The organism is Hyphomicrobium sp. 01T421 (assembly GCF_056398805.1).
In genome coordinates this window covers 528,629-551,151 of sequence record NZ_JBFTQC010000001.1, presented here as the reverse complement: position 1 = coordinate 551,151, position 22,523 = coordinate 528,629, and the positions used below count along the sequence as shown (strand labels likewise).

The 22,523-nt window shown below is 61.3% G+C and carries 22 protein-coding genes; 15 read left to right on the top strand and 7 right to left on the bottom strand.

What is annotated here, in order from left to right; genetic code table 11:
- Positions 1 to 9: 9 nt before the first annotated feature.
- Positions 10 to 774 (top strand): DUF1236 domain-containing protein, encoded by a 765-nt coding sequence (locus AC1DK3_RS02575; RefSeq protein ID WP_477190728.1) that lies wholly within the window; start codon positions 10 to 12, stop codon positions 772 to 774.
- Positions 775 to 1,079: 305 nt separating this feature from the next.
- Entirely contained in the window at positions 1,080 to 2,066 is a 987-nt protein-coding gene (locus AC1DK3_RS02570) for a catalase family peroxidase (protein ID WP_477190727.1), read from the top strand.
- A gap of 79 nt (positions 2,067 to 2,145) precedes the next feature.
- On the opposite strand, the gene AC1DK3_RS02565 is transcribed toward AC1DK3_RS02570, so the two are convergent.
- The 4 genes from AC1DK3_RS02565 to AC1DK3_RS02550 form a co-directional block, all read right to left on the bottom strand.
- The gene (locus tag AC1DK3_RS02565) at positions 2,146 to 2,670 is read right to left on the bottom strand and encodes an SRPBCC family protein (protein WP_477190726.1); all 525 of its coding nucleotides are present in this window, start codon (positions 2,668 to 2,670) and stop codon (positions 2,146 to 2,148) included.
- The gene (locus AC1DK3_RS02560) at positions 2,667 to 3,161 is read right to left on the bottom strand and encodes an SRPBCC family protein (RefSeq protein WP_477190725.1); all 495 of its coding nucleotides are present in this window, start codon (positions 3,159 to 3,161) and stop codon (positions 2,667 to 2,669) included. The genes AC1DK3_RS02565 and AC1DK3_RS02560 overlap by 4 nt, the downstream gene beginning before the upstream one ends.
- Complete coding sequence (locus tag AC1DK3_RS02555) at positions 3,139 to 3,495, bottom strand: ArsR/SmtB family transcription factor (RefSeq protein WP_477190724.1); 357 nt, start codon at positions 3,493 to 3,495, stop codon at positions 3,139 to 3,141. Before AC1DK3_RS02555 ends, AC1DK3_RS02560 begins: the two co-directional genes overlap by 23 nt.
- Before the next feature lie 626 nt (positions 3,496 to 4,121).
- Complete coding sequence (locus AC1DK3_RS02550) at positions 4,122 to 4,298, bottom strand: YdcH family protein (protein ID WP_339085631.1); 177 nt, start codon at positions 4,296 to 4,298, stop codon at positions 4,122 to 4,124.
- Positions 4,299 to 4,547: 249 nt separating this feature from the next.
- Here AC1DK3_RS02550 and AC1DK3_RS02545 point away from each other — a divergent pair, with 249 nt between their 5' ends.
- The 3 genes from AC1DK3_RS02545 to AC1DK3_RS02535 are packed head-to-tail and all read left to right on the top strand — an operon-like array spanning position 4,548 to position 7,706.
- The gene (locus AC1DK3_RS02545) at positions 4,548 to 4,754 is read left to right on the top strand and encodes a DUF465 domain-containing protein (RefSeq protein WP_092868080.1); all 207 of its coding nucleotides are present in this window, start codon (positions 4,548 to 4,550) and stop codon (positions 4,752 to 4,754) included.
- A 49-nt stretch (positions 4,755 to 4,803) separates the two neighbouring features.
- Positions 4,804 to 5,823, top strand: coding sequence for a ligase-associated DNA damage response exonuclease (locus AC1DK3_RS02540; RefSeq protein WP_477190723.1), 1,020 nt, complete (start codon positions 4,804 to 4,806; stop codon positions 5,821 to 5,823).
- 2 nt (positions 5,824 to 5,825) lie between these two features.
- Positions 5,826 to 7,706, top strand: coding sequence for a cisplatin damage response ATP-dependent DNA ligase (locus AC1DK3_RS02535; RefSeq protein WP_477190722.1), 1,881 nt, complete (start codon positions 5,826 to 5,828; stop codon positions 7,704 to 7,706).
- A gap of 12 nt (positions 7,707 to 7,718) precedes the next feature.
- On the opposite strand, the gene AC1DK3_RS02530 is transcribed toward AC1DK3_RS02535, so the two are convergent.
- Positions 7,719 to 8,921 carry a pyridoxal-phosphate-dependent aminotransferase family protein gene (locus tag AC1DK3_RS02530; RefSeq protein WP_477190721.1) on the bottom strand — a complete coding sequence of 401 codons (1,203 nt, stop codon included), beginning with the start codon at positions 8,919 to 8,921 and terminating at the stop codon, positions 7,719 to 7,721.
- A 235-nt stretch (positions 8,922 to 9,156) separates the two neighbouring features.
- Between AC1DK3_RS02530 and AC1DK3_RS02525 the strand changes: the two genes are divergently transcribed.
- Entirely contained in the window at positions 9,157 to 10,491 is a 1,335-nt protein-coding gene (locus AC1DK3_RS02525) for an amidase (protein WP_477190720.1), read from the top strand.
- A gap of 258 nt (positions 10,492 to 10,749) precedes the next feature.
- Here AC1DK3_RS02525 and AC1DK3_RS02520 read toward each other — a convergent pair whose 3' ends face one another.
- Entirely contained in the window at positions 10,750 to 11,718 is a 969-nt protein-coding gene (locus AC1DK3_RS02520; RefSeq protein WP_477190719.1) for a 2-hydroxyacid dehydrogenase, read from the bottom strand.
- Between the two features lie 211 nt (positions 11,719 to 11,929).
- Here AC1DK3_RS02520 and AC1DK3_RS02515 point away from each other — a divergent pair, with 211 nt between their 5' ends.
- From AC1DK3_RS02515 to AC1DK3_RS02475, 9 genes are all read left to right on the top strand, one after another.
- A complete protein-coding gene (locus tag AC1DK3_RS02515; RefSeq protein WP_477190718.1) occupies positions 11,930 to 12,307 on the top strand; it encodes a hypothetical protein in 378 nt (125 codons plus the stop codon).
- A 171-nt stretch (positions 12,308 to 12,478) separates the two neighbouring features.
- The gene (locus tag AC1DK3_RS02510) at positions 12,479 to 14,104 is read left to right on the top strand and encodes a CpsD/CapB family tyrosine-protein kinase (protein WP_477190717.1); all 1,626 of its coding nucleotides are present in this window, start codon (positions 12,479 to 12,481) and stop codon (positions 14,102 to 14,104) included.
- 224 nt (positions 14,105 to 14,328) lie between these two features.
- Positions 14,329 to 14,937: a hypothetical protein gene (locus tag AC1DK3_RS02505; RefSeq protein ID WP_477190716.1), complete on the top strand. Its 609-nt coding sequence runs from the start codon at positions 14,329 to 14,331 to the stop codon at positions 14,935 to 14,937.
- 15 nt (positions 14,938 to 14,952) lie between these two features.
- Positions 14,953 to 15,618, top strand: coding sequence for a MotA/TolQ/ExbB proton channel family protein (locus tag AC1DK3_RS02500; RefSeq protein ID WP_477190715.1), 666 nt, complete (start codon positions 14,953 to 14,955; stop codon positions 15,616 to 15,618).
- Positions 15,618 to 16,070, top strand: coding sequence for an ExbD/TolR family protein (locus tag AC1DK3_RS02495; RefSeq protein WP_477190714.1), 453 nt, complete (start codon positions 15,618 to 15,620; stop codon positions 16,068 to 16,070). The genes AC1DK3_RS02500 and AC1DK3_RS02495 overlap by 1 nt, the downstream gene beginning before the upstream one ends.
- 17 nt (positions 16,071 to 16,087) lie before the next feature.
- Positions 16,088 to 16,813, top strand: coding sequence for an energy transducer TonB family protein (locus AC1DK3_RS02490; protein WP_477190713.1), 726 nt, complete (start codon positions 16,088 to 16,090; stop codon positions 16,811 to 16,813).
- Between the two features lie 224 nt (positions 16,814 to 17,037).
- Complete coding sequence (locus AC1DK3_RS02485; protein WP_477190712.1) at positions 17,038 to 17,910, top strand: sensor histidine kinase; 873 nt, start codon at positions 17,038 to 17,040, stop codon at positions 17,908 to 17,910.
- A gap of 22 nt (positions 17,911 to 17,932) precedes the next feature.
- Entirely contained in the window at positions 17,933 to 19,930 is a 1,998-nt protein-coding gene (locus tag AC1DK3_RS02480; protein ID WP_477190711.1) for an ATP-binding protein, read from the top strand.
- 179 nt (positions 19,931 to 20,109) lie between these two features.
- Entirely contained in the window at positions 20,110 to 21,555 is a 1,446-nt protein-coding gene (locus AC1DK3_RS02475; protein WP_477190710.1) for a mannose-1-phosphate guanylyltransferase/mannose-6-phosphate isomerase, read from the top strand.
- Between the two features lie 52 nt (positions 21,556 to 21,607).
- On the opposite strand, the gene pssA is transcribed toward AC1DK3_RS02475, so the two are convergent.
- Complete coding sequence (gene pssA, locus AC1DK3_RS02470) at positions 21,608 to 22,522, bottom strand: CDP-diacylglycerol--serine O-phosphatidyltransferase (RefSeq protein WP_477192852.1); 915 nt, start codon at positions 22,520 to 22,522, stop codon at positions 21,608 to 21,610.
- Position 22,523 lies beyond the last annotated feature (1 nt).

The window sequence follows — 22,523 nt, the reverse complement described above, 5'->3', positions numbered from 1 at the left end:
GACACGACAATGCTGAAGTATTCGATTACTGCCCTCGCACTTGTTGCGGGGTCGACGTTCGCCTTGGCAGATCCGAATAACGGCGCAGGCCCGTCATCGCCTGGTGCCGGGCCTGGTGCCGGCGGTGGCGCGGCGATGGAGCGTTCCGGCGGATCGTCAATGCCCGGTGGCTCGATGAAAGAAAGCGGAGGATCGTCGAAGGAACTCGGCGGCCAGATGAAGGAAGACCGTGGTTCGCGGGATCTCGACTCCGGTTCAGCAAAAAAGAATTCTGCCTCTGATGAGGGATCTCGCGACCGCGCGAAATCCGATCGTCAGCAGGCGTCCGACCGCGACTTACAAGGCAAGGACCGGCAGGCAAAGGATGAGAATCTGAATGCAAAGAGCAAGGCGAGCGACCGGGCGGACCGGGACGATCGCGGCGATAAATACAATGATAAGTCAAAGAACGACAGGTCTTCCACCGGCAAGAGCGAGGGTACGGAAGGCAAGGGCGGAGCGAAGGGCTCCCTCACCAGCGTCAGTCCTGAACAGAAAACGCGCGTCAGGTCTGCTTTCGCGAGCCACCGGGTCGCCCCGGCGCATAACATCGGCGTCTCCGTCAACGTCGGCGTCGTGATACCGCGCTCGGTGCACATCTATACGGTGCCGCAGGAGATCATCGCCATCGTTCCGGATTACCGTGGCTATGAATATTTCATGATCGATGAGGATCACGTCGCGATCGTCGATCCGGATACGCTCGAAGTCGTCGACATCATCGTCGTCGCTTAATTTTTAAGCACCAGGAAGAATGTGGACACCGCCGGGGCGACCCCTCGGCGGTTTTCTTTGTAAGAAAATCTTAAGCAGCACGCCTCTCCGGGGGCGCATTATGCTCGAGCCGACGGTCACCTCGGCTGACTTGTGATATTGTCAGACTGCACGATTAGGAAATATTCCTAGAAACCCCTGGGCGATCGTCACGACAACATTCGCTTGCCACTTCCGACTTTCAAAATTCATAAGACTTCCTAACACTATAGCTTCCGTCGACGAAGACTTGCGCGGACTACAAATCTTGCAATGGAGTGTCCTTGATGGTTTCCAACCGGCTCGTTGCCGTTTGCTTCGCAGCGGCTTTAATCAGTCTTCCGATAACTCGTGCCCATGCCGATGCTGACGCCGAAAGTCTCGTCAATGCGCTCAATGCCGTTTTCGGCAAGCATCCAGGCGTTCGCGCCGCGCACACGCACGGCATCTGCGTCAAGGGCAACTTCGTGCCGTCGGCGGAGGCTCCGAGCCTTACGAAAGCGCCGCATTTCAATTCGAAGACGCCGGTCGGCGTCATTGGGCGGTTCTCGATGGGCGGCGGAGACCCCGATGCGCCGAACGCGCAGAAAGACAACGTGCGCGGGATCGCGATGCATTTCGATCTCGGCAAGGGCAACAACACGGATCTGCTGATGGTCTCGGCGCCCGTATTCGTCGCGAAAGATCCCGATCAATTCTTGAAGCTGCTGACGACCGTCGCCACGAAAGACAAGGAAAAGATCGGCGCCTATTTCAAAGATAACCCGAACTCGACGCGGCAGGGTGCGTGGCTCAACGCGCGGCCGGTGCCGGCGAGCTACGGAACCGTCAATTATTGGGGCGTTCACGCGTTCACGTTCACGAATGCTGACGGGAAGAAGCAGATCTTCAAGTACAAGGCGCTGCCGGTCGGCGGCGAGGTCGGCATCTCGGATGACGAGGCAAAGAAGAAGGACCCCGACTTCTACCGGCCTGAACTCAAGGACCGTCTCGCCAAGGGGCCGGTGCAGTACACTTTGACGGCGATCCTCGGCGAGGACGGCGATCCGCTCGACGATCCGACCGCGTTCTGGCCGGAAGACAAGCGCAAGTCGGTCAATCTCGGCACGATTTCGATCACCGATTTCGAAGATGCGAAAACGTGCGACGAGGCCATCTTCGATCCGACCAACGTCGTCGACGGCGTCGAAGGACCGGCGAACGATACGATCTTCCCGATGCGCTCGCAGGCATACGCCGTTTCGTTCTCACGCCGGGAAGCGCCCCAGCAATAATTTAAAGGAAAGCCGTCATCCTCGGCGTGAAGCCGAGGATGACATTCAGTTCGATTACCCAGTTCTGTTACATGGGCGATCAGCGCTTCCGAATGCTGGCCAGGTAAGCTTCCAGCTTATCGAAGGTGCCGCCGAAGCCGTTCGTCATGCTCAGATACCCCTCCTCGAAGGTCGCGATTTCCTCGTCGCTGGCATTGTATGCCGACGACGTCACGTTGAGCTTCGTGCGGCCGTCATCGATCTTTTCAAACGTGAAGACCGTCAGCATTTCCATCGGCCACCCGGGGGCCATGGGGTGACGCGTGACGCCGCCCTCCGCATCCGAAAACGAGTTTATGAAAACGATGCGCTCGGGCGCTGAGATCTGGCGATAGAGGAACCGTCCCCACATGACGGAGCCATCGGGCGCCTGCATGCCGTAGTGGAAAATACCGCCCGGCCGTAGATCCATCTTGGCATCGACGATCTTCAAGCCTTTCGGCCCCCACCAATGCCGCATGTGTTCGGGATCGGTGAACACTTTGTAGACGAGCTCGCGCGGGGCATCGATGATGCGCGAGAGGGAGAACGGCCCGATCTTGGCATTGTCGGCGACTTTGTTCATGGCGTCTTCTCCCGCGATTGAAGCAGATACGCGTCAAGGCGGCTGAGCGTCTGGTGGCCACCCTCGACGGCGCCGAACTTCGCCATCCACTCCCGCCGTTCACGCGTCGCCGCGAGAAGGCGCAGCGTCACGCGGGTCTTGCGGTCTTCCGTTTCGAACGTGATCCAGACCTTGAACATCTCGAAGTCGGGTCTCTCCTCGCCGGCGTCGTGATCGTAAGCGAGAAGTTCCGGAGTCTTCACTTCGGTGTAACGAACACGGTTCGGATAATCCGTGCCATCGGGCCCATGCATCGTGAACAGCCATTGGCCGCCGGGGCGAACGTCCATCTCATACGTCGTCGTGGTGAAGCCGTTCGGGCCCCACCAATTGCTGATGTTGTGGGGATCCTTGAATGCCTCGAACACGAGTTCGCGCGGGGCATCGAAGACGCGCGTGGTGACAATTTCTCTGTCGGCTTCGCTCGCATCACTTCGGTTTCTTGCGTCCACCTTTTTTCTCCTTCGCCTGTAACACACGTAGATACTCGTCCAGCCGATCGAAGCTCTGCTCCCAGAACCGGCGGTAGTGCTCGACCCAGTCGTCGACTTCCTTCAACGGCCCCGGCTCCAGCCGGCAGGGCCGCCATTGCGCCTCGCGCCCGCGCGCGATGAGCCCCGCCCGCTCCAGAACCTTGAGATGCTTCGAAACGGCCGGAAGGCTCATCTCGAAGGGTTCGGCAAGATCGGTGACAGACGTCTCACCCAGCGCCAGCCGCGCCAGGATCGCCCGTCGCGTGGGATCGGCGAGGGCTGCGAACGTTTCACTCAGTCTGTCGGAAGTCATGTATTTAGCTATCCGGTTAAGTAACCATTCGGTTAAGTACAGTCGATGGGGAAGAACGTCAAGTATGTAAGAACCTGCTCGGCAATGCTTGCCGACGGAGGCCGGCATCCGTCCACAGCGCCAGTGCTGATGCTTCCCTAGATCCTGGCCTTCGCCGGGATGACGGAGAATGGTGGAGCAGCTCGCCTCTAACCACGTCCCGCGAGACATGCCGCGCGGGTCACCCCACCACCGTCATCCCGGCGCAGGCCGGGATCCATACAAGCCGGAAATTTGTAATGGACGGATGTCAGGACGGATCCCCGCCTTCGCGGGGATGACGATGCTTGGAGAGGCGGTCAGTTACAATTTTCCATCATCCACGCCGCGGCACGCAGCAGGCGTGCATCATCGCCGCGCGCGCCTACAAGCTGCACGCCGACTCGAGCTGAGCGGTGCCACGCCGAAGACGGGGGGATCCAGCGCAAGAGTGGTCGAAAACCGCGAACGTCTCGCGAGCTCGCGGTTCGAGGACGACGGCAGGTTTGGTGGCTGAAAATCGGCTAAAAATATAAAAACCCCGCCCGGAGACCGATGGATCATCCGCTCCGGTGGCAGGGCCTGGGTTAAGGGACTTCGTGCGCGAGCTAGTGGCGCGTCTCGCGTCTCAGCCGCTCTATCTCGTCCTTGAGCTTCAGCTTTTCTTGTTTCAATCTACGGATTTCGATGTCGTCAGATCCGGGGCTCGCAGCCGTTTGGTGGATTTTTTGTTCGAGAGCCCGATGCTTCTCCGCGAGTTCAGCCAGATGAGCCGTAATCGTCATCAGTTGCCTCCTAAAGAGATTGCAGACGATGAAATCGTGCCACACGTTTTTGGCGTTGTCCAACGTGTCTCGCGGCCAAGCCGCGATGTTTTACTTTTGTTGCGGAGCCCAAAACTGGCATTAGAGAATCGTGAAATTATTTCATAGGATTAGAAAGATCGACCTGGATCGCGCTTTTGCCCTGTTGCCATATCGAGGGCAATCACCCAAAAGGCTGCGATTGGACTGGGCAGTGGGCAGGGAATCGTTATGGAGCGGCGCGACGAACGCGAGCTCAGGGAAGAGCTGGTAACTTTGCGAGGCGAGCATCGGAAGCTCGACTGCGAAATCGCCGCTCTTGAAGGCGACGCTTCGGCTGACCAACTTCTCATCAAGCGGCTGAAAAAGAAGAAGCTTGTTCTGAAGGACCGGATCACGCAGATCGAGGATAAGCTGCTTCCCGATATCATCGCGTGAACGTCATTCTGCATGTAGCTGCTTCGCGGTTACATGCGTTTAATGGTTCATGATCTCGCTCGCACCTCCCGTCGACAGCTGGCTGTACCCTGTCGGGTCCGGCATCTATTGCGAGCCCGGCGATTTTTATATCGATCCGGGCCGGGCCGTTGATCGCGCTGTTATTACGCATGGGCACAGCGACCATGCGCGCGCGGGCCACCGCGCGGTGCTCGCAACGTCCGAAACCATCGAAATCATGGAGGTGCGCTACGGCGAGGATTGTGCCGGCGCATTCCAGCCGCTCGCCATCGGCGAAACCATCGACATCAACGGCGTCAAGCTGCGGCTGGTGCCCGCCGGGCATATCCTTGGGTCCGCGCAGGTTGTCATCGAGTGGGCCGGGCGGCGCGCCGTCATTTCCGGCGACTACAAGCGTGCGAGTGACCCGACCTGCGCGCCCTTCGAACTCGTCACGTGCGACGTGTTCGTGACGGAAGCGACATTTGCGCTGCCGGTTTTCCGACACGAGAAGGCGGAACACGAAGCCGAGAAGCTTCTTTCGTCTCTCAGCGCAGAGCCAGACCGGACACACCTCATCGGCGCCTACAATCTCGGCAAGTGCCAACGGATGATCCGAGTCGTTCGCGACGCGGGCTACGATAAGCCGATCTACCTGCATGGCGCGGTCGTCGCGCTGACGGAGCTTTATCAGAAGCTCGGCGTCGATCTCGGCGAGCTTCTGCCTGTTGCGGGCACCGATCCGAAGTCGATGCGCGGCGGCATCGTCATGTGTCCCCCTTCCGCACTTGGAGATCGCTGGTCGCGGCGGTTCGGCGATCCGGTCAACGCTTTCGCGAGCGGCTGGATGCGCGTGCGCGGCCGCGCCCGCCAGCTTGGCGTCGAGTTGCCGCTGGTCGTCTCCGATCACGTCGACTGGCCGGAACTCATTCAGACCGTCATCGAAACGGAGGCCGAAGAGATCTGGGTGACGCACGGCCGCGAGGATGCGCTTGTCCATTATCTCGGCACGCTCGGYCGGAAGGCTCGCGCGCTCGCGCTCGTCGGATATGGCGAGGAGGCGGAATAGCGATGCGCGCGTTCGCCCGTCTCCTCGACTGCCTGGTCTACACGCAGAGCCGCAACCGCAAGGTGGCCTTGCTCGGCCATTATTTCCGCTCGGCACCGGATCCCGACCGCGGCTGGGCGCTTGCGGCTTTGACGGACGGCGTGCCGATCCGCTTGCCGCTTAGGCGGATGCTGAGCGATCTCGTCACCCGCTTCATCGATCCGACGCTTTACCGGCTGTCGCGCGATTACGTCGGCGACACGGCAGAAACGGTGGCTCTGCTCTGGCCGGATGATCATGCCGTCGTTTCCTCGATTCAGAAAGCGAGCGCCGTTTCCCTTTCTTCGACGGACAAAAAGCGGGACGACGAGGAGCACAAAAAGCCGAAGCAGCTCGTGCTTGAGTTCACCCCACCCCCAACCCCTCCCCGTCAAGGGGAGGAAAGAAGTGGGCTGTCCCCTTCTCTTTCCAGCGACGGAGAAGGGAGAAGTGGGTCGTCCCCCTCCCCCTTGCGGGGAGGGGTTAGGGGTGGGGGTGATGTCGGGCACAATTCCGGAGAGCCGCCTGAACTCTCGCTCGGCGCGGTGATCGAGGCGATGGCGGACGGCACGACGGCAGAGCGCACCGAGCGGCTCGGCCGTCTTCTTGATCAGCTCGATGCGACCGGTCGATGGGCGCTGCTGAAGCTCATCGGCGGAGCGCCGCGTGTCGGCGTGTCTGCGCGTCTCGCGCGTACGGCGCTTGCCGAAAGCTACGGCCGTGACGTTTCCGAGATCGAAGAGGTCTGGCACGCGCTCGAGCCGCCGTATCTCGAACTCTTCCAGTGGCTCGACGGCAAGGCGGAGCGTCCCGATCCCGGTGCGAAACCGGTTTTTCGCCCCGTCATGCTCGCGCATCCGATCGAAGAGGAAGACTGGCCGCGGCTCTCTCCGGAAGATTTCTCCGCCGAATGGAAGTGGGACGGCATCCGCGTCCAGGTCGCCGCGCGTGGCGGCGATGTCCGGATGTTCTCGCGGCAGGGCGACGACATTTCCGGCGCCTTCCCGGAAATCCGATCGGCGTTCCAAGGGCACGACTGCGTCGTGGACGGCGAGTTGCTTATCATGCGCGATGATAAAATCGCGCCGTTCAACGACTTGCAGCAGCGTCTCAATCGCAAGTCAGTCACCCAGAAGATGATGACCGGCTATCCTCCGTACGTGCGTCTCTACGATCTTCTGTTCGACGGGCAGGAAGATCTTCGCGGGCTGTCGTTCGGCGAGCGGCGCGCTCGGCTCGAAGCCTGGCATGCAAAGCATCATCCCCGGCTGACGGACGTCTCGCCGCTCGTTCCATTCAAATCGTTCGGCGAACTCGGCGTGCTGTGGTCGTCGGCGCGGGCGGAAGGCATCGAAGGGCTCATGCTGAAGCGACGCGCAAGCACGTATCAGGCCGGCCGCGTCAAGGGCGAATGGTTCAAGTGGAAACGCGCCGCGCTAACGCTCGACTGCGTGCTGATGTACGCCCAACGCGGTTCGGGAAAGCGCTCGTCCTACTATTCCGATTATACGTTCGGGGTCTGGCGCACGGACGAGAACGGCGAACGCCAACTCGTGCCGGTCGGCAAAGCGTATTCGGGATTTACGGACGAAGAGCTGTTGCTGATCGATAAGTGGATCAGGGGACATACGACCGAAACGTTCGGGCCGGTTCGCGCCGTCGAGCCGGAACTCGTTTTCGAGGTCGCGTTCGACGCGGTGCAGGAGTCGACGCGGCACAAATCGGGCGTCGCAATGCGGTTTCCGCGCATTCACCGCATCCGCTGGGATAAACCCGCGGCCGAGGCCGATACGCTCGAAGCGATTCTGAAAATTATGGGAGGCGGTGCCACCGCGAGCGCAGCGGCACCTTCCAATCTTGTTTGAGGCCGATCTCGCTTAAGCGGCGGCGGCCTTCACGGAGCCTGCCGTTTCGGCGATGTAGCTCATCGCAGCGGCAACGCCGCCCTTCTTATGCGGAACGCCTGCAAGGTCGAAGCCCATCTCGACGCCGGTCAGAGCGCCAAGGATCGTCAGCTCGTTGGTGTCACCGAGATGGCCGATGCGGAAAGCCTTGCCCGCGATCCTGTTCAACCCGGTTCCGAGCGACATGTTGAAGTTGTCGAGCACGAGCTTGCGATAGGCGTCGGCGTTGTGGCCTTCCGGCATGATGACCGTCGTCACCGCGGGCGAATAATACTTCGGATCGCGGCACTGAATTTCGAAGCCCCACGCCTGAACCGCGCGGCGCGTCGCTTCAGACAGACGGGCATGACGCACGAACACGTTTTCGAGGCCTTCCTCGTTGATCATGTCGATCGACTCGGCGAGGCCGTAGAGCAATCCGGTCGCCGGGGTGTACGGGAAGTAGCCCGTCGCGTTCAGCGCCAGCATTTCGTCCCAGGCGAAGTACGACTTCTTGAGCTGAGACGTCTTCGACGCTTCGAGTGCCTTGGCGCTGATGGCCGTGAACGACAATCCCGGCGGCAGCATCATGCCTTTCTGCGAACCGGCGACGGTGACGTCGATGCCCCACTCGTCGTGGCGGAGATCGGCGGCGCCGAGCGACGAGATCGCGTCGACCATGAGCAGCGCCGGATGCTTCGCAGCGTCCATGGCTTTGCGAACTTCATCGAGCCGCGAGAGGCAGCCCGTCGACGTCTCGTTATGGACGACGCAAACGGCCTTGATCTTGTGGGCGGTGTCAGCCTTGAGCCGCTTCTCGATGAGATTGGCGTCGGCGGCGATGCGCCAGTCGGTCGGGATGACTTCGGTCTCGAGACCGAGGCGGCGCGCCATGGCTTCCCACAGCACGGCGAACTGGCCCGTTTCGCACATCAGCACCTTGTCGCCCGGCGACAGCGTGTTGGTGAGGCTCGCTTCCCAAGCGCCGGATCCCGACGCCGGATAGATGATGACGTGGCCCTGGGTCTTGAACAGGCCCTTGATGCCGCTCAGAACGCGTCTGCCGAGCTGCCCGAACTCAAGGCCGCGATGATCGAGAATCTGACGCGACATTGCCGCCAAAATGCGCTCCGGCACGGGCGTCGGCCCCGGGATCTGCAAAAAGTGGCGGCCAGGACGGCGATTTTCTCTCGTCATTATAATAGTCCTCAAGGATCTTTTTTATTCAGCTCCGCGGGTGTCCTAGTACTGAACCGCTCCGGATACAATTGTTTGGGGCGCCGATTTGGGCCGATCCGCGGCGCTTTTTGTCTCGGCAGGGCTGGTCACGGGAAAAAAAGCTTCTTTCCCGTCAAAGCCGCGATATTGACACACGCGCTGCCTTGCCACGCCGCGATGGCCGCACAACCGACCGAGACGAAGAGGCCACCCAGTGAGCACGTCGAATAAGAGCACGCGTCTCGAGCACCTTACGGCTTCCGAAGCGCGCGAGTTGCTGATCGCGGGCGATATCACGTCTGCGGATCTTGTCAGCGCCTACATCGGACGAATCGCGGAACGCGACACAGATGTCGGCGCGTGGGCGCACATTGACGCCCGCAAGGTGCTCGACGCTGCTGAAGCGAGCGACGCGGCGCGGGCGCGCGGAGAGGCGATGCCCCCGCTTGCGGGAATTCCGGTCGGCGTAAAGGACGTCATCGACACAAAGGACTATCCGACGGAACTCGGCTCGGAGGTCTTCACCGGGCGGCAACCGTCAAATGACGCGTTCGTCGTTTCCCAGCTCAAAGCCGCGGGCGCGATCGTGCTCGGCAAAACGGTGACGACGGAGCTTGCATTTTTTGGTCCCGGAAAAACGCGTAATCCGCATGATTTGGAGCGGACGCCGGGCGGCTCGTCGTCGGGATCGGCGGCGGCCGTCGCCAACAATCAGGCGCCTCTTGCGCTTGGAACGCAGACGGCTGGTTCCGTCATCCGGCCCGCATCCTATTGCGGCGTCATCGGCTTCAAACCGACGTTCGGATATACGTCCCGTACCGGCGTTCTGGCGCAATCGCCGCCGCTCGACACAATCGGCGGCTACGCGCGATCGGTCCAAGACATCGCGCTCTTGTTCGATTGCATGAGCGACTTCGATGCTGCCGACGGCGACATGACGGCGGGGGCGAAGCCTTCGCTTCTGGCGGCTCTCAAATCATCCGAGTTGCAGGCCCCGCGCCTGGCATTCGTGAAAACGCCTGCGTGGCCGCACGGCGACGAAGCGATGCGCGCGGCGTTGGAACAATTCGCTGTGCGCTTTAGAATTGTCGAAACGCCATTACCAGCGGAGTTCGACGAGATCCTGCGTCTGCAGCAGATCGTGCAGTTTTACGACATCGCGCGGAATTACGGCCCGATTGCCGACGCCAATCCGGAACGCGTGTCGGCGAAGCTCAAGGAGATCATTGCGGAAGGGCGGACGTTTTCGCAGGCGGACTATGACGCTGCGCGGAGCAAGCAGGATGCTCTCTACGGGGCGCTGCGGCCGATCCTCGATACCTGCGACGCTATTCTGACGCCTGCAGCGGCGGGCGTTGCGCCGGTCGGGCTCGGCGGCACGGGCAGTCCGATGTTCAACGGGCTTTGGACTTACCTCGAGATGCCCTGCATCTCGCTGCCGCTGCTCGAAATCGATGGGCTTCCCCTCGGCGTGCAGCTTGTCGGCGCGCGCGGCGATGATGCACGCCTGCTCCGTGCCGCGGCGTGGATGATGGAAGCGCGCAATTAGCGGCGTTTCCAGTGACTGTCATGCAGATGAAGGTCGGCGCCCAGACCGACCACGCGTCATCCTCGACCGAATGAGCGTAGCGAATGATGGTCGGGGATCCAGCGCAAGACTCGTCGAAGACACGAAATGTATTGGGCCTTCGGCAGTTTGCGCTGGATCCCCGGTCTTCGACGTGGCTCCGCCACGCTCGACCGAGGATGACGGACAAAAAAATGGCCGGGGCGAGCCCGGCCATTGTGAAAGTCATGATGAAACGATTTAGGCCAGCTTGAACGGCATGTCCTTGCCGGCGAAGAAGGCATCGATGTTGTCGAGCGCTTCAAAGCCCATCTGGTTGCGCGCCTCGATGGCGGCGGAACCCAGATGCGGGAACAGGAACGTGTTCGGCAGGTCGTAATAGCCTTCGTTGATCTTCGGCTCGCCGGCGAAGACGTCGAGGCCGGCGTAGCCCAAGCGTCCCGACTTCAGCGCCGCGATCATGTCCTCGTCCTTGACGAGGTCGCCGCGCGCCGTGTTCACGACGATGGCGCCTGGCGGCAGCTTCTCGATCACATCCTTGTTGAAGAAGTAGCGCGTCTCCGGCGTCGAAGGCGCGTTGATCGAGAAGAACTGCGAGACCTTCAAGAGACTGTCGAGGCTGTCGTGATAGGTGGCGTTGTACTTCGCCTCGACCTCGGGCTTCGCGCGATAGATGTCGTAGTAATGGATTTCCATGTCGAAGCCGCGCGCACGCTGCGCCAGGGCCTGACCGATCTTGCCGAAGCCATAGATGCCGAGCTTCTTGTTGTCGAGGCGCTGACCGACAAGTTGCAGCGGCTGCCAGCCCGGCCATGACCGCGTGCGGATCATCTTCTCGCCCTCACCCGCGCGCCGTGCCGAGCCGAGTAGCAGCAGCATGGCGATTTCAGCGGTCGCGACGGTGACGCCGTGCGGCGCGTTGCCGACCTTGATGCCGCGCTTCTTGCAGGCTTCGAGATCGATGTGATCGAAGCCGATCGAGAACGTCGAGATGCACTTGATGTTCTCGGGGATCTTTTCGATCACCGGCGCCGGGCACTTCTCGTTGAGGGTCAACAGAATGGCGTCCACCGACTTCGCCGTCTCGAGCATCTCGTCGACGGTGATCTTCGGGTTATCCCCGTGAGCGATAACATCATAGGTGGCGCGGGCGCGGGCCATAGCGGCCTCAGGGAGAGGCCAGGTAATAAGGATCTTCTTTTTCGACATGACGTGAGGGTTCTCCCGGGAGATCGGACGTGGATCGCAGGCACCGCTTGTGCCTCACCAAGCCGGACCTGACAAGCCCGCTGCGCCGCTGCGCTGCACCGCAACCGGCCGAAGCGAAACGCTTTTTTCACCAAGACGGGCTCAGAATGGAGGCCGGGTTATTATGGGCCGGCCAATCGATTGGCGCGCCTTCGGGCCTCGGACAAACGTCATGCGTATGATCTTGCTTGGTTTGGTGGTGCTTGCGGGCGCGAAGGTCTGGTTTCAGGACCGCGCTTATCGGGCTGCCATGAGCGAAGCGGTTGTCGAAGCCTATCGCGAGCGCGCCATCGAGGTCTGCCGCCGAAATGCTCCTAAGCGTGCCGCTGGTTCCCGCGACGACGGGCCAGCTCAATGGGCGGCCCCTTCGCAAATCGAGGCCGTGATCGGCAATCCGGATATCGACGTCGCGATTTGGGATACGCAGAACCCGCTGTGGAGCCAGCGCTACCGCGATCCGCATCTCATTCTGACGTCGTCAACCGGCGGCCGCAGCGCGCGGTGCGCCTACGACGTCCACGAAGGCGGCGCGAAACTTTCGCTGCGCTAGACGGCTCTCGCTGCACTAACGCGTTTTCGGTGCAGATGCCCCGGCCGGCGGTAAAAACTTAACCAATAAAGCCCTGTTCATAATTGATCCTGACAATAGCGAGTGATTCGGCATTGCCGGGCACGCGGGCGAAACTACACGGCGCCCGGACTTCACGGGCACTACGGGACGATGAGCCAGGAAACGGCATCACCAGCACAGCGCAGCATGGGGCTCGGCTTCCCAGGCGCCCGATCGGCCATCGTCAAGCGCGCCAAGGCCGTCGCGGTCTTGCCGGTCATTACCGCGCTCCTCGCCATGGCCATCGTCGCCGTCATTCCCGACCGGTACTCAGCTTCGGCTCTCATCCAGACGGACCCGCAGCAGAGACCTACGACCAAGGCCGCCAATGTGCCTGCCCCGGCCGATACGCTCGCGTCCGACGCCGAGCGCCGGGAGATCGAGAAGCAAATGGACTTCATGCGGTCGGCGCAGATCATCGACCGCGTTATCGCCGAGCTTCAGCTGTCGAACGATCCTGAACTCAACAAGCGATCGCTATGGTCTTACCTCACCGGATTTCTGACGCGTCCGGCGCCGGGGGAAGCTCTGCGCGAGGCGATAATCGACAGGCTGAGCATTACCCGCGTCCGCAGCACGTTCCTCGTGACGGTGCAGGTCACGACGAGGAATGCTGAAAAGTCCGCTCGCATCGCGAATGCGATCGCAACCCAATACCTTGCGCAACAGCGATCACCCGTCGCCGCGGATCGCGCACCTCCCGCCAAGTCCGGCAAACTCACCGCTTCCGAGCGCATGTTTGCATCGCTCATCGGCAAGTATGGACTGAGCAGTCCGCTCGCCGGGCCGCGCATCGTGGGGGCTGCCGGTGCACCGAACCGCGCGGCAGGACCGAGGCGCGTACGCATCGTTGCGATTACCGCCGGATCGACATTGTTGGTGGCGCTTCTGCTCGCGCTCTGGCTCGAGCGGGAAGCGTTGCGGCGAACGCTGAAAGTCGAACAAACCCTCGCCTGCCCGCACATGATCTCCATTCCGGCGATGACCGCGCATTCCGACCCGAAGGCGAACGCGCGGGGCGCACGGATGATCGTCGCTGAGCCTCAATGCGTCTACGCGGAGGCTGTGCGAAAGGTCTGCCGCGAACTTGGACAGCGCAAAAGCGATGACGCCTCGCGCGTGATCCTGGTTGCGTCCGCTCTACCGGACGAAGGCTCGGAGAGTTTCGCGTCGAACATCGCTCATTACTTCGCGGTCTCCGCGCAAGAGACCCTCCTCGTCGACTGCGATTTTCGAGGCAAGGGCCTGACGCGCGAACTGACGCCGCGGAATTCCAGCGGGCTTCTCGATCAGATCGCTGCGCGCGCGCCGATCGAGGACGTGATCTTGCGCGATAATCTCACGGGGTTGCATTTCCTGCCGGCGTCCGGCCCGACACCGGTCCCGCTTGCGGTGGCGACAGCAATCCGGTCACCGGAATTCACGAGGTCGATCGCCGGTCTCAAGTCGCGGTTTCCCATCATCGTGCTGTCCGCGCCGCCGTTGCTGCCGATCTCGGACGCTCGCGTGCTCGCGGAACTCGCCGACGAAATCGTATTTCTTACCGCCTGGCACCGGACGCCCCGATCGCTCGCTAAAAAGGCGCTGACGTTGCTCGAGGCCAACCAGAAGAAAGTCGTCGGCGCTGTGCTGACCGACGTCGCCGAGGATCAATCCGTCGGCGTCATGAGCTTCGCCGCGATTTTCGATGAGATCCGCCGAGCCGCCCGCATGCCGGCGATGCCCCGCGCCGCCTGATCATCAGTCCGACGCTCGCCACGCACGCAACAACCTCCCGCTGTGCTTCTTTTTTCTTGCGTATCGATAGTCGGCTGTCACCCCGCATCGTGGCGAATGTTTCATCAGACGAACCGCGTTCGAGCCCGGCACGGGAATTCTTGCCCATACATTTCGGGAATAATTCTCGATGCAGCGCGGCCGCAAAAAACCATTTTTGCCGCTCGCCATCGCGCGACCTGAAAATGGTTCTAAATCAGGTCGTCATGGGCGTCTCGCGTCAGCGAATACTTACGAATTTCACACTGGTAACCGAACAGCAAAATCGCTACACGCGTTTCCGGAAATCGGACATTCTTTCGCTAAGAGAAGGTCATCGCGTGATCAGAGCTTTCAAGCGTTACCGCCTTGCATATGCGCTCGTTCTGCCGATCGGTGCTTTGGCGACACACGCTGTTGCCGATCCGACTGCTACACCCCCTCCGAAAGAACTGGCTTCGACAGCGCCGGCGACCCACGTGGAATTGAACAAACTCGAGAGTTCCGACAAGGGTTGCCGCGCCTATATGGTCGTCAACAACCCGAGCGAGACGACGTACCAGTCGTTCAAGATCGACCTCGTGCTGTTTCAAACCGATGGCGTCATCGGCAGGCGTTTTTCGATCGATCTGGCGCCGCTCCGGCCCAAAAAGAAATCCGTGAAGCTCTTCGAGATCGATGGAATCCAGTGCGATAAGATCGGCTCGCTGCTCATCAACGACGTCATGGATTGCAAAGCCGAATCCGGGCCCGTTTCGGGATGTCTCGAAAGCCTCAAGACCTCGACCCTCACGAACGTCCAACTTTCCAAGTAACCCGGTGACCGCCTGATGACTGAAGAAATTATCGGAAGAGACTTGTCGATCCTCGGCCTCTTCCAACATGCCGATATCGTCGTGAAGTCCATTATCGTCGGTCTGTTGCTGGCCTCCGTCGTTTGCTGGGCGATGGCGTTCGAAAAGCTCATTCGCGTGTGGCTGGTCAATCGCGAGATCCGCGTTCTCGAAGCCAACAGCAAATCCGCTACTATTCCTTCGGGCCGCCCGAACAGCCTGGTCGGTTCCGTTGGCGATGCCGCCCGCACGGAGTGGGCCGAGGGCGCGGACGCTGCTTCGGCCGGCGAAGTGCGCGACCGCCTCGAAATCGCCATGCGCGCCGCCGTCAAGCGGAAGCTAAAGAGCATCGAGCAGGGCTTGCCGTTTCTCGCGACGCTCGGATCGGCCGCGCCGTTCATCGGCCTCTTCGGCACCGTCTGGGGCATCATGAATTCGTTCACGGCGATCGCTCAGCAGAAAGATACGAGCTTGGCCGTCGTCGCGCCCGGCATCGCGGAAGCGTTGTTCGCAACGGCCGTCGGCCTCGCAGCCGCTATCCCGGCCGTTATTTTCTACAACCAGATCACGGTCGCACTCGGCCGTGCGTCGGAACGGGTTGCGCCTGCCATCGTCGGCTTGGCGCGGACGCTTTCCCGCCGCGGCGTCGAGGGTGTGAACTAATGGGAATGTCCGTTGGCAGTGGTTCGTCGGGCGACGACGGCGACAGCTACAAACCTTTGGCCGAGATAAACGTCACGCCGTTCGTCGACGTGATGCTCGTGCTGTTGATCATCTTCATGGTCGCTGCGCCCCTGATGGTTCAGGGCGTGCCGCTCGATCTGCCAAAGACATCGGCGTCGAAGCTCGGCGCGCAGAAAAAGCCGATGGTCGTTTCGCTGGCGCCCGATGGGAAGCTCTACATCCGCGACGAGGAAGTGTCGCGCGACACGCTCGTGTCACGTCTCATGCAAATCAAGTCGAGCGAGGGCGACGGCGTCGTTTACGTGCGCGCGGATCGAAAAATTGCCTATGGCGACGTGATGGAACTTTTGGGGCGCGTCGGTGAGTCGGGTTACGCGCGCGTGTCCCTTCTCTCCCAGCCTTCGCCCTCCGGAGAAACTGTTAAGAACTAATGCCCAGAGCCGCCGGAATGAACGTGTTGCGAGCGACCGCCATTCTTCTGTCCCTGTTGATCCACGGGACGATCGGCTATGGGATGCTGCCTGATTTGCAAAATTCCAATATCGAGGCTCTCGACCTCGGCAAGGGCACGGACATCGTGCTCGTCCAGCAAGGCATCGCGACAGAGGGCATATCAAAACTCGGCGACGCGATGGAGACCATCGAGACGACCGAGATCGTTCCTGTCCAGGAGCAGCAGTCGAAGCCTCCCGAAGAAGTCAAACCGGACGAGCTTCGCGACGTCATCACGTCCGACGCCAGCGATGTCGAGTCGGATGTTGTAAAGACCGAAGAACCGCCGCCGCCTGACACTCCGCCGCCGGAGCCGCAGGTCGTCGAGACGAAGCAGCAGCCCGAGCAGGTCGCGATCGTGACCGAGCAGAGTTCGGGCGAAGCGAAGTCGGGCGGCAATGCCAGGGAGTTCGGTCTCTATCTCGGCAAGATCAACGACCATGTGCAACGTGCCAAGGTAAATCCCCGTACGACGGTTGCAGGTACGGTCGTGATGAAATTCACGATCGGCGTCGACGGGACGCTGCTCTCCAAGGAAATTGCGACAAGCTCGGGCTCGAAGCTTCTCGACGACGCCGCAACGGCGGCTATCGACCGCGCGGCACCGTTCCCGCCGATCCCGCCGGAAGTGAGCATAAAGCCGCTGGCGTTCACCCAGCCGTTCAAATTCATCATGCGGTAATAGTTTCTGTTGTTCTTGCAACAGCTCTCGCTGCGCGCACGACAACTCTTGCTGCGCTTGCGACTCCCCATGCGGACGTCCTCCGGCAGCGCGGATTCTTAATTTTCGTAAGTCATTTGAGTTGCGGCGGCAGCCAGAGAGCGGCGGGGTTTTGGATTAACCTTGAGTTAGCTACTCGCCCCTAGATTGAAACTGCTTTCAGCACTGCGTTAGGCTGCAATATGATGTTTGGCTCAGTTGGAACCGCCAAATCCAACTCCCTGATGAACGAGTATGCGTCGCTATTGAGCGATGCGGTTCTGCGTCATCGCGCGCGCGTCGCCGAGCAATCCGCGCGCATCGAAGCGGAGCTTGCCGGCAAAGTAAAATCCGAATTCATCGCCAACATGAGCCATGAGCTCAGAACGCCGTTGAACACGGTCATCGGCTTTTCGAAGCTCCTGACGCAGCATCAGCATCGCCGCTTGCCTGACAAAGAGATCGTCGAATACGCGACGCTCATTCATGATGCGGCGGGCCACCTGCTCTCGGTCATCAACGATATTCTCGATATCTCCAAAATTCAGAGCGGAAAATATTCGCTCGACGCCCGCGAGGTGAATGTCGGCGAAATTCTCGCCGGTTGCATCACATCGTTCCGGACGATGGCAAGCGAAGCGCAGGTGGATTTGCGCTTCGGCATTGCGCCTGATCTACGCCCCATCCGCGGCGACGCCGAGAAGTTGCGCCAGATCTTCATGAACATCATTGCCAACGCTCTCAAGTTCACGCCGGCAGACGGCACGGTGGACGTGAGCACGCGACGGACCAACAGCGGCGGCGTCATCATCGCCATCCGAGACAGCGGCGTCGGCATGACGGAAGAAGAAATCGCTATCGCCATGACGCCGTTCGGGCAGGTGGACGGCGGCCGTTCGCGCTGGCGGGAGGGCGCCGGTCTCGGCTTGCCGATCGCCAAAGCGCTCGTCGAGCTGCACGGGGGTTCACTCGAACTCCGTTCGAAGAAGGGCACCGGCACGGAGGTCGTCATCAACCTTCCGGCGCGGGACAGTGTAAGCGCGGCCGACTCTACGCAAATGATTGCCAACGGCGCTTAACAGGCCCGAGATCCGGATCAGTATGGCTGGCATAAGTATCTCAACTCAGGTGAATGGCGGTCCCGATACCTCCATCGGGCGCATCGTTTCGGTCACGGGATCGAAGGCGATCGTCTTGCTCGACGGCGCCGGCGACCTGCGCTCCCGCTCGCCGGATGGCCGGCCCGAAATGGGAACCCTGCTCGCGATCGAAACCAGCCGGACGACCGTGCTCGCCATTGTTTCGGCGTTGAGCGTTCCTGTCCCATCGCAACGCGAGGGCGACAGCGAGGTCTGGATCGCGGAACTTGGTCTCGTCGGCGAATTGACGACCGTCGGCGAAAGCAAGACGCCAAAATTCAACCGTGGCGTCACCGGCTATCCGGCGCTCGGCGACCGGGTTCGCCTCGCATTGCGGACAGAACTCGAGGCGACGTTCTGCGGCGATAGCGGGGCGATGGTGCGTGTCGGCACGATCCGCCAGGACAGCACGATCCCGGCGATGGTCCGCGTCGACGAACTGCTCGGCAAGCATTTCGCGATCCTCGGCACCACGGGAACCGGCAAATCGTGCACGACGGCGCTGATCCTCAGATCGATCGTCGAAAAGAACCCGAACGCGCACATCGTGCTGCTCGATCCGCACAACGAATATGCGACGGCATTCAGCGAATGGGCCGAGGTGATCTCGCCGCGGAACATGCAGCTGCCCTATTGGCTGCTGACGTTCGAGGAACTGCAGGAAGTTCTCGTCGGCGACAGCGACCGCAAAGCCGAGATCGAGATCCTTCAGGAAGTGATTCCGATTGCCAAGGCGCGCTACAACAGCGGCCGTGCGGCAGAGCCTGCGAAGCTCCGTCGCGGCTACTCGGACTCCAGCCGCTACACGGTCGACACGCCCGTTCCCTACCGTATTTCCGATCTGCTGCTGCTGATCGACGAACGGCTCGGCAAACTCGAGAACAGAAAAGACCTCGCGCCCTACCGGCTTCTCAAGCACCGGATCGAGACGATTTCGCAAGACGGCCGCTACGCCTTCATGTTCGGATCGCTCACCGTTTATGACGGCATGACCCAGGTGCTCGGCCGAATTTTCCGCGTTCCCGTCAACCACAAGCCGATCACGATCCTCGAGCTGACCGGCATCCCGTCGGAAGTCGTCAACGTCGTCGTTTCGGTTCTGTGCCGCATGACATTCGACTTCGCGCTATGGAGCGAAGGCCAGGTGCCGGTTACGCTCGTCTGCGAAGAAGCGCATCGCTACGTTCCCGTAAACTCGACGCTCGGCTTCGAGCCTTGCAAGCGCGCGATTGCGAAGATCGCCAAGGAAGGCCGGAAATACGGCGCCTCGCTTTGCATCGTCACGCAGCGCCCGGCGGAAATCGATCCGACCATTCTTTCCCAGTGCAACACGGTCTTTGCTCTGCGCATGTCGAACGACCGCGACCAGGAGATCGTCGCCTCGGCCGTCGCCGACACCGGTGCCGGACTTTTGGAATTCCTCCCCTCGCTCGGGCAGCGCGAAGCAATCGCGTTCGGCGACGGCATGGCCTTGCCGGTGCGGATCAAGTTCGACGAATTGCCGAAGCACTGCTTGCCGAAGTCATCGACTGCGAACTTCTCGGAGCGGTGGCAGAAGTCTCTCGGCGACGACGGCTTCCTCGATCAAATCGTCGAGCGCTGGCGCGCCTCGGGCATACCGGCGAGCAACGATGGATCGCAGCATCTCGCAATGATGGCGGATGCTCTCGGCTTTCACGGCAACGCGCATTCGGGCGCGGCGCCGGAGGTTCATGACGCCGGTCACGATGCGAGCGTCTCCGGGCATAAAATGCCGATGGCGCCGACGCCTTACGGGACCACGTCCGCCGTTCCACGGCCGAGCGTGCCGCTACCCCGCCGCGATGTTCCGCCGGCCCTGCCTTCGGGTGCCTCCTCGGGCTCGGCCCCTGCCACAGCTTCGCATCAGGGCAGCAAAGCATCAACGTCGGCTGAGTCGCTCCGGTCGCTCCGCGAACGCCTGACGCGTCCGCTAGGCTGATTGGTTCAGGTCTTGCGCGGGCCGCTTCTGCACGCCTGTCGTATTTGGGCCGTACACGTTGCGTCAGATTGGCATTCGTTCGTCGCGTGGATTTCCTATTAATTTGCGCGAATGTCCCTGAAGGCCGTTTGTGCGCTACATAGATGTCGACCTTTGATTTTGGGGGATACCGTTTCTCGATGAGCAATATTTACCCAGTCATTTTATCGGGCGGCTCGGGAACGCGGTTGTGGCCGCTGTCGCGGGCGATGTATCCGAAGCAGTTCATTCGCTTCTTCAACGGTCAAAGCTCGTCGTTTCTCGGCGCGGCGCTCGGGCGGCTGCCGCAGCCCGAAGGTTTCGAGCGGCCGATCCTGCTCTGCAACAACGATCACCGGTTTCTGGTGCGCGAGGAAGTCGAGCGCGCCGGTCTCGAGCCGCGCGCCATCGTGCTCGAGCCCATCGCGCGCAACACGGCGCCGGCCATCGCGGTCGCGGCGCTGATTGCGCTTGCCGACAATCCGGATGCCGTTCTCGCGGTCATGCCGTCCGATCACGTCATCGAAGACGGCGCGGCGTTCGCCGAGAATATCCGGCGCGCGGCTGAGGTCGCAGCGACCGGCAAGCTCGTCCTCTTCGGCATCAAGCCGACGGAGCCTCATACCGGCTACGGCTACATCAAGCGCGGCGCGGCGCTCGAAGGCTTCGACGGTCACGCATTCACAGTTGAGAGCTTTGCGGAAAAACCCGACCGCGCCACGGCCGAGCGCTATCTCACCGATGGCGGCTATTTCTGGAACAGCGGAATTTTCGCTCTCAATGCCAAGACGTATCTGGCCGAGATCGAGCGGCTGGAGCCGAAAATTCTCGAGGCGGCGCGGGCTGCACTCGCGGGCGCGACGGACGACCTCGGCTTCCTGCGTCTCGACCGCGCCGGCTTCGCGGCGTCGCCGAACATCTCCATCGATTACGCGGTGATGGAGAAGACGCGGGCGGCGGCGATCCTGCCGATGGACGTCGGCTGGAACGACGTCGGCTCGTGGTCGTCGCTGTGGGACATCGCGCCTCGTGACGACAAGGGCAACTTCATCAAGGGCGAAGCGGTGCTCGAAGACACGTCGAACTGCTACGTCCATTCCGAGCGTTCGATCGTGTCGACCATCGGTGTCAGAGATCTCGTCATCGTCAACACGCCGGACGCGCTGCTCGTCGCCGACAAGAGCCGCACGCAGGATGTTTCCAAGATCGTGCAGCGGCTGAAGCAGTCGAACCGCAAGGAGCAGGAGCAGCACCTCAGAAACTACCGGCCGTGGGGGTACTTCGAGACGCTCAACATCGGGCCGCGGTTTCAGGTGAAGCTGTTGCACGTGAAGCCCGGCGGCATGCTCTCAATGCAAATGCATCATCACCGGTCGGAGCATTGGATCGTCGTACAAGGGACAGCGCAGGTATCGATCGGCGATAGGGACCAGCTCGTTCGCGAGAACGAGAGCGTCTACATTTTCGCGACGCAATGGCACCGGCTGCAAAATCCCGGCAAGGTTCCGGTCGAAATCATCGAAGTGCAGATCGGCTCGTACCTCGGCGAGGACGACATCATGCGCACCGACGACATCTATCATCGCCAGCCCGAAGAGACGAAATAGTATCCAGCGCTGGCGGCCAGCTCGCGGAACTCGGCGAGCCAGCGTGAGATGATTATTTCGTCGGATCTGTCGGGCGGAAGGTGAAAATGCGCCCGGTGCCTTGCTGTGGCGCGGGCGTTTCGCTCGGTTGAGGAGAAGCCGATTGCGCAGCGGCGGCGGCCGCGCTCTCGCCCTCGCTCCTGTCGCGGAAGTTCCGCCAGCTCACGGGAATGAAGCCGAGATAAATCAGCGTCAACACAGTCAGCGTTTCGTAGGGGTAGGTGAACAGGAACGCGACAACGCCGATGGCGACGACGAATATCGGCAACACCCATTCCCGTCCCACGCGCTCGCCGACCAGTTTGCCGGAGTATGTCGGGATCGACGACACCATCATGAAGGCGATGAACACCGTGTAGACGAGCACGACCTTCAACGCCCACTGCGTTTTGATGTCGGCGAGGCCGAGCTGGTCGAGATAAACCGGCAGCAGCAGGACGATTGCCGCCGCGGGCGTCGGCATGCCCATGAAGTAGTTCGATTGCCACTTCGGTTTGTCATCGTCGAGCGCCGCATTGAAGCGTGCTAAGCGAAGCGCGGAGGCGAGCGCGAAGATCATCACGCAGATCCAGCCTGCGCTTTTCAGGTCGCCGAGACCCCAATTGAAAAGCAGAAAAGCCGGTGCGACGCCGAAGTTCACAAAGTCGGCGAGACTGTCGAGTTCGGCGCCGAAACGGGACGAGGCCTTCAAGAGCCGGGCGATGCGGCCATCGATGCCGTCGAGACAGGCGGCGAAAACGATCGCCGCCAGCGCCAGATCGTAACGGCCTTCGATCCCCATGCGGATCGATGTCAGGCCGGCGCAGAGACCGAGGAGCGTGAAGAAATTCGGCACGAGCATCCGCACCGGCACGCGCCGGTGACGGAACAGAGACCGGCGCCTGCGACGGCGCGTTTCGGTCTCGATGAATGGCTCATCCGCATCCATG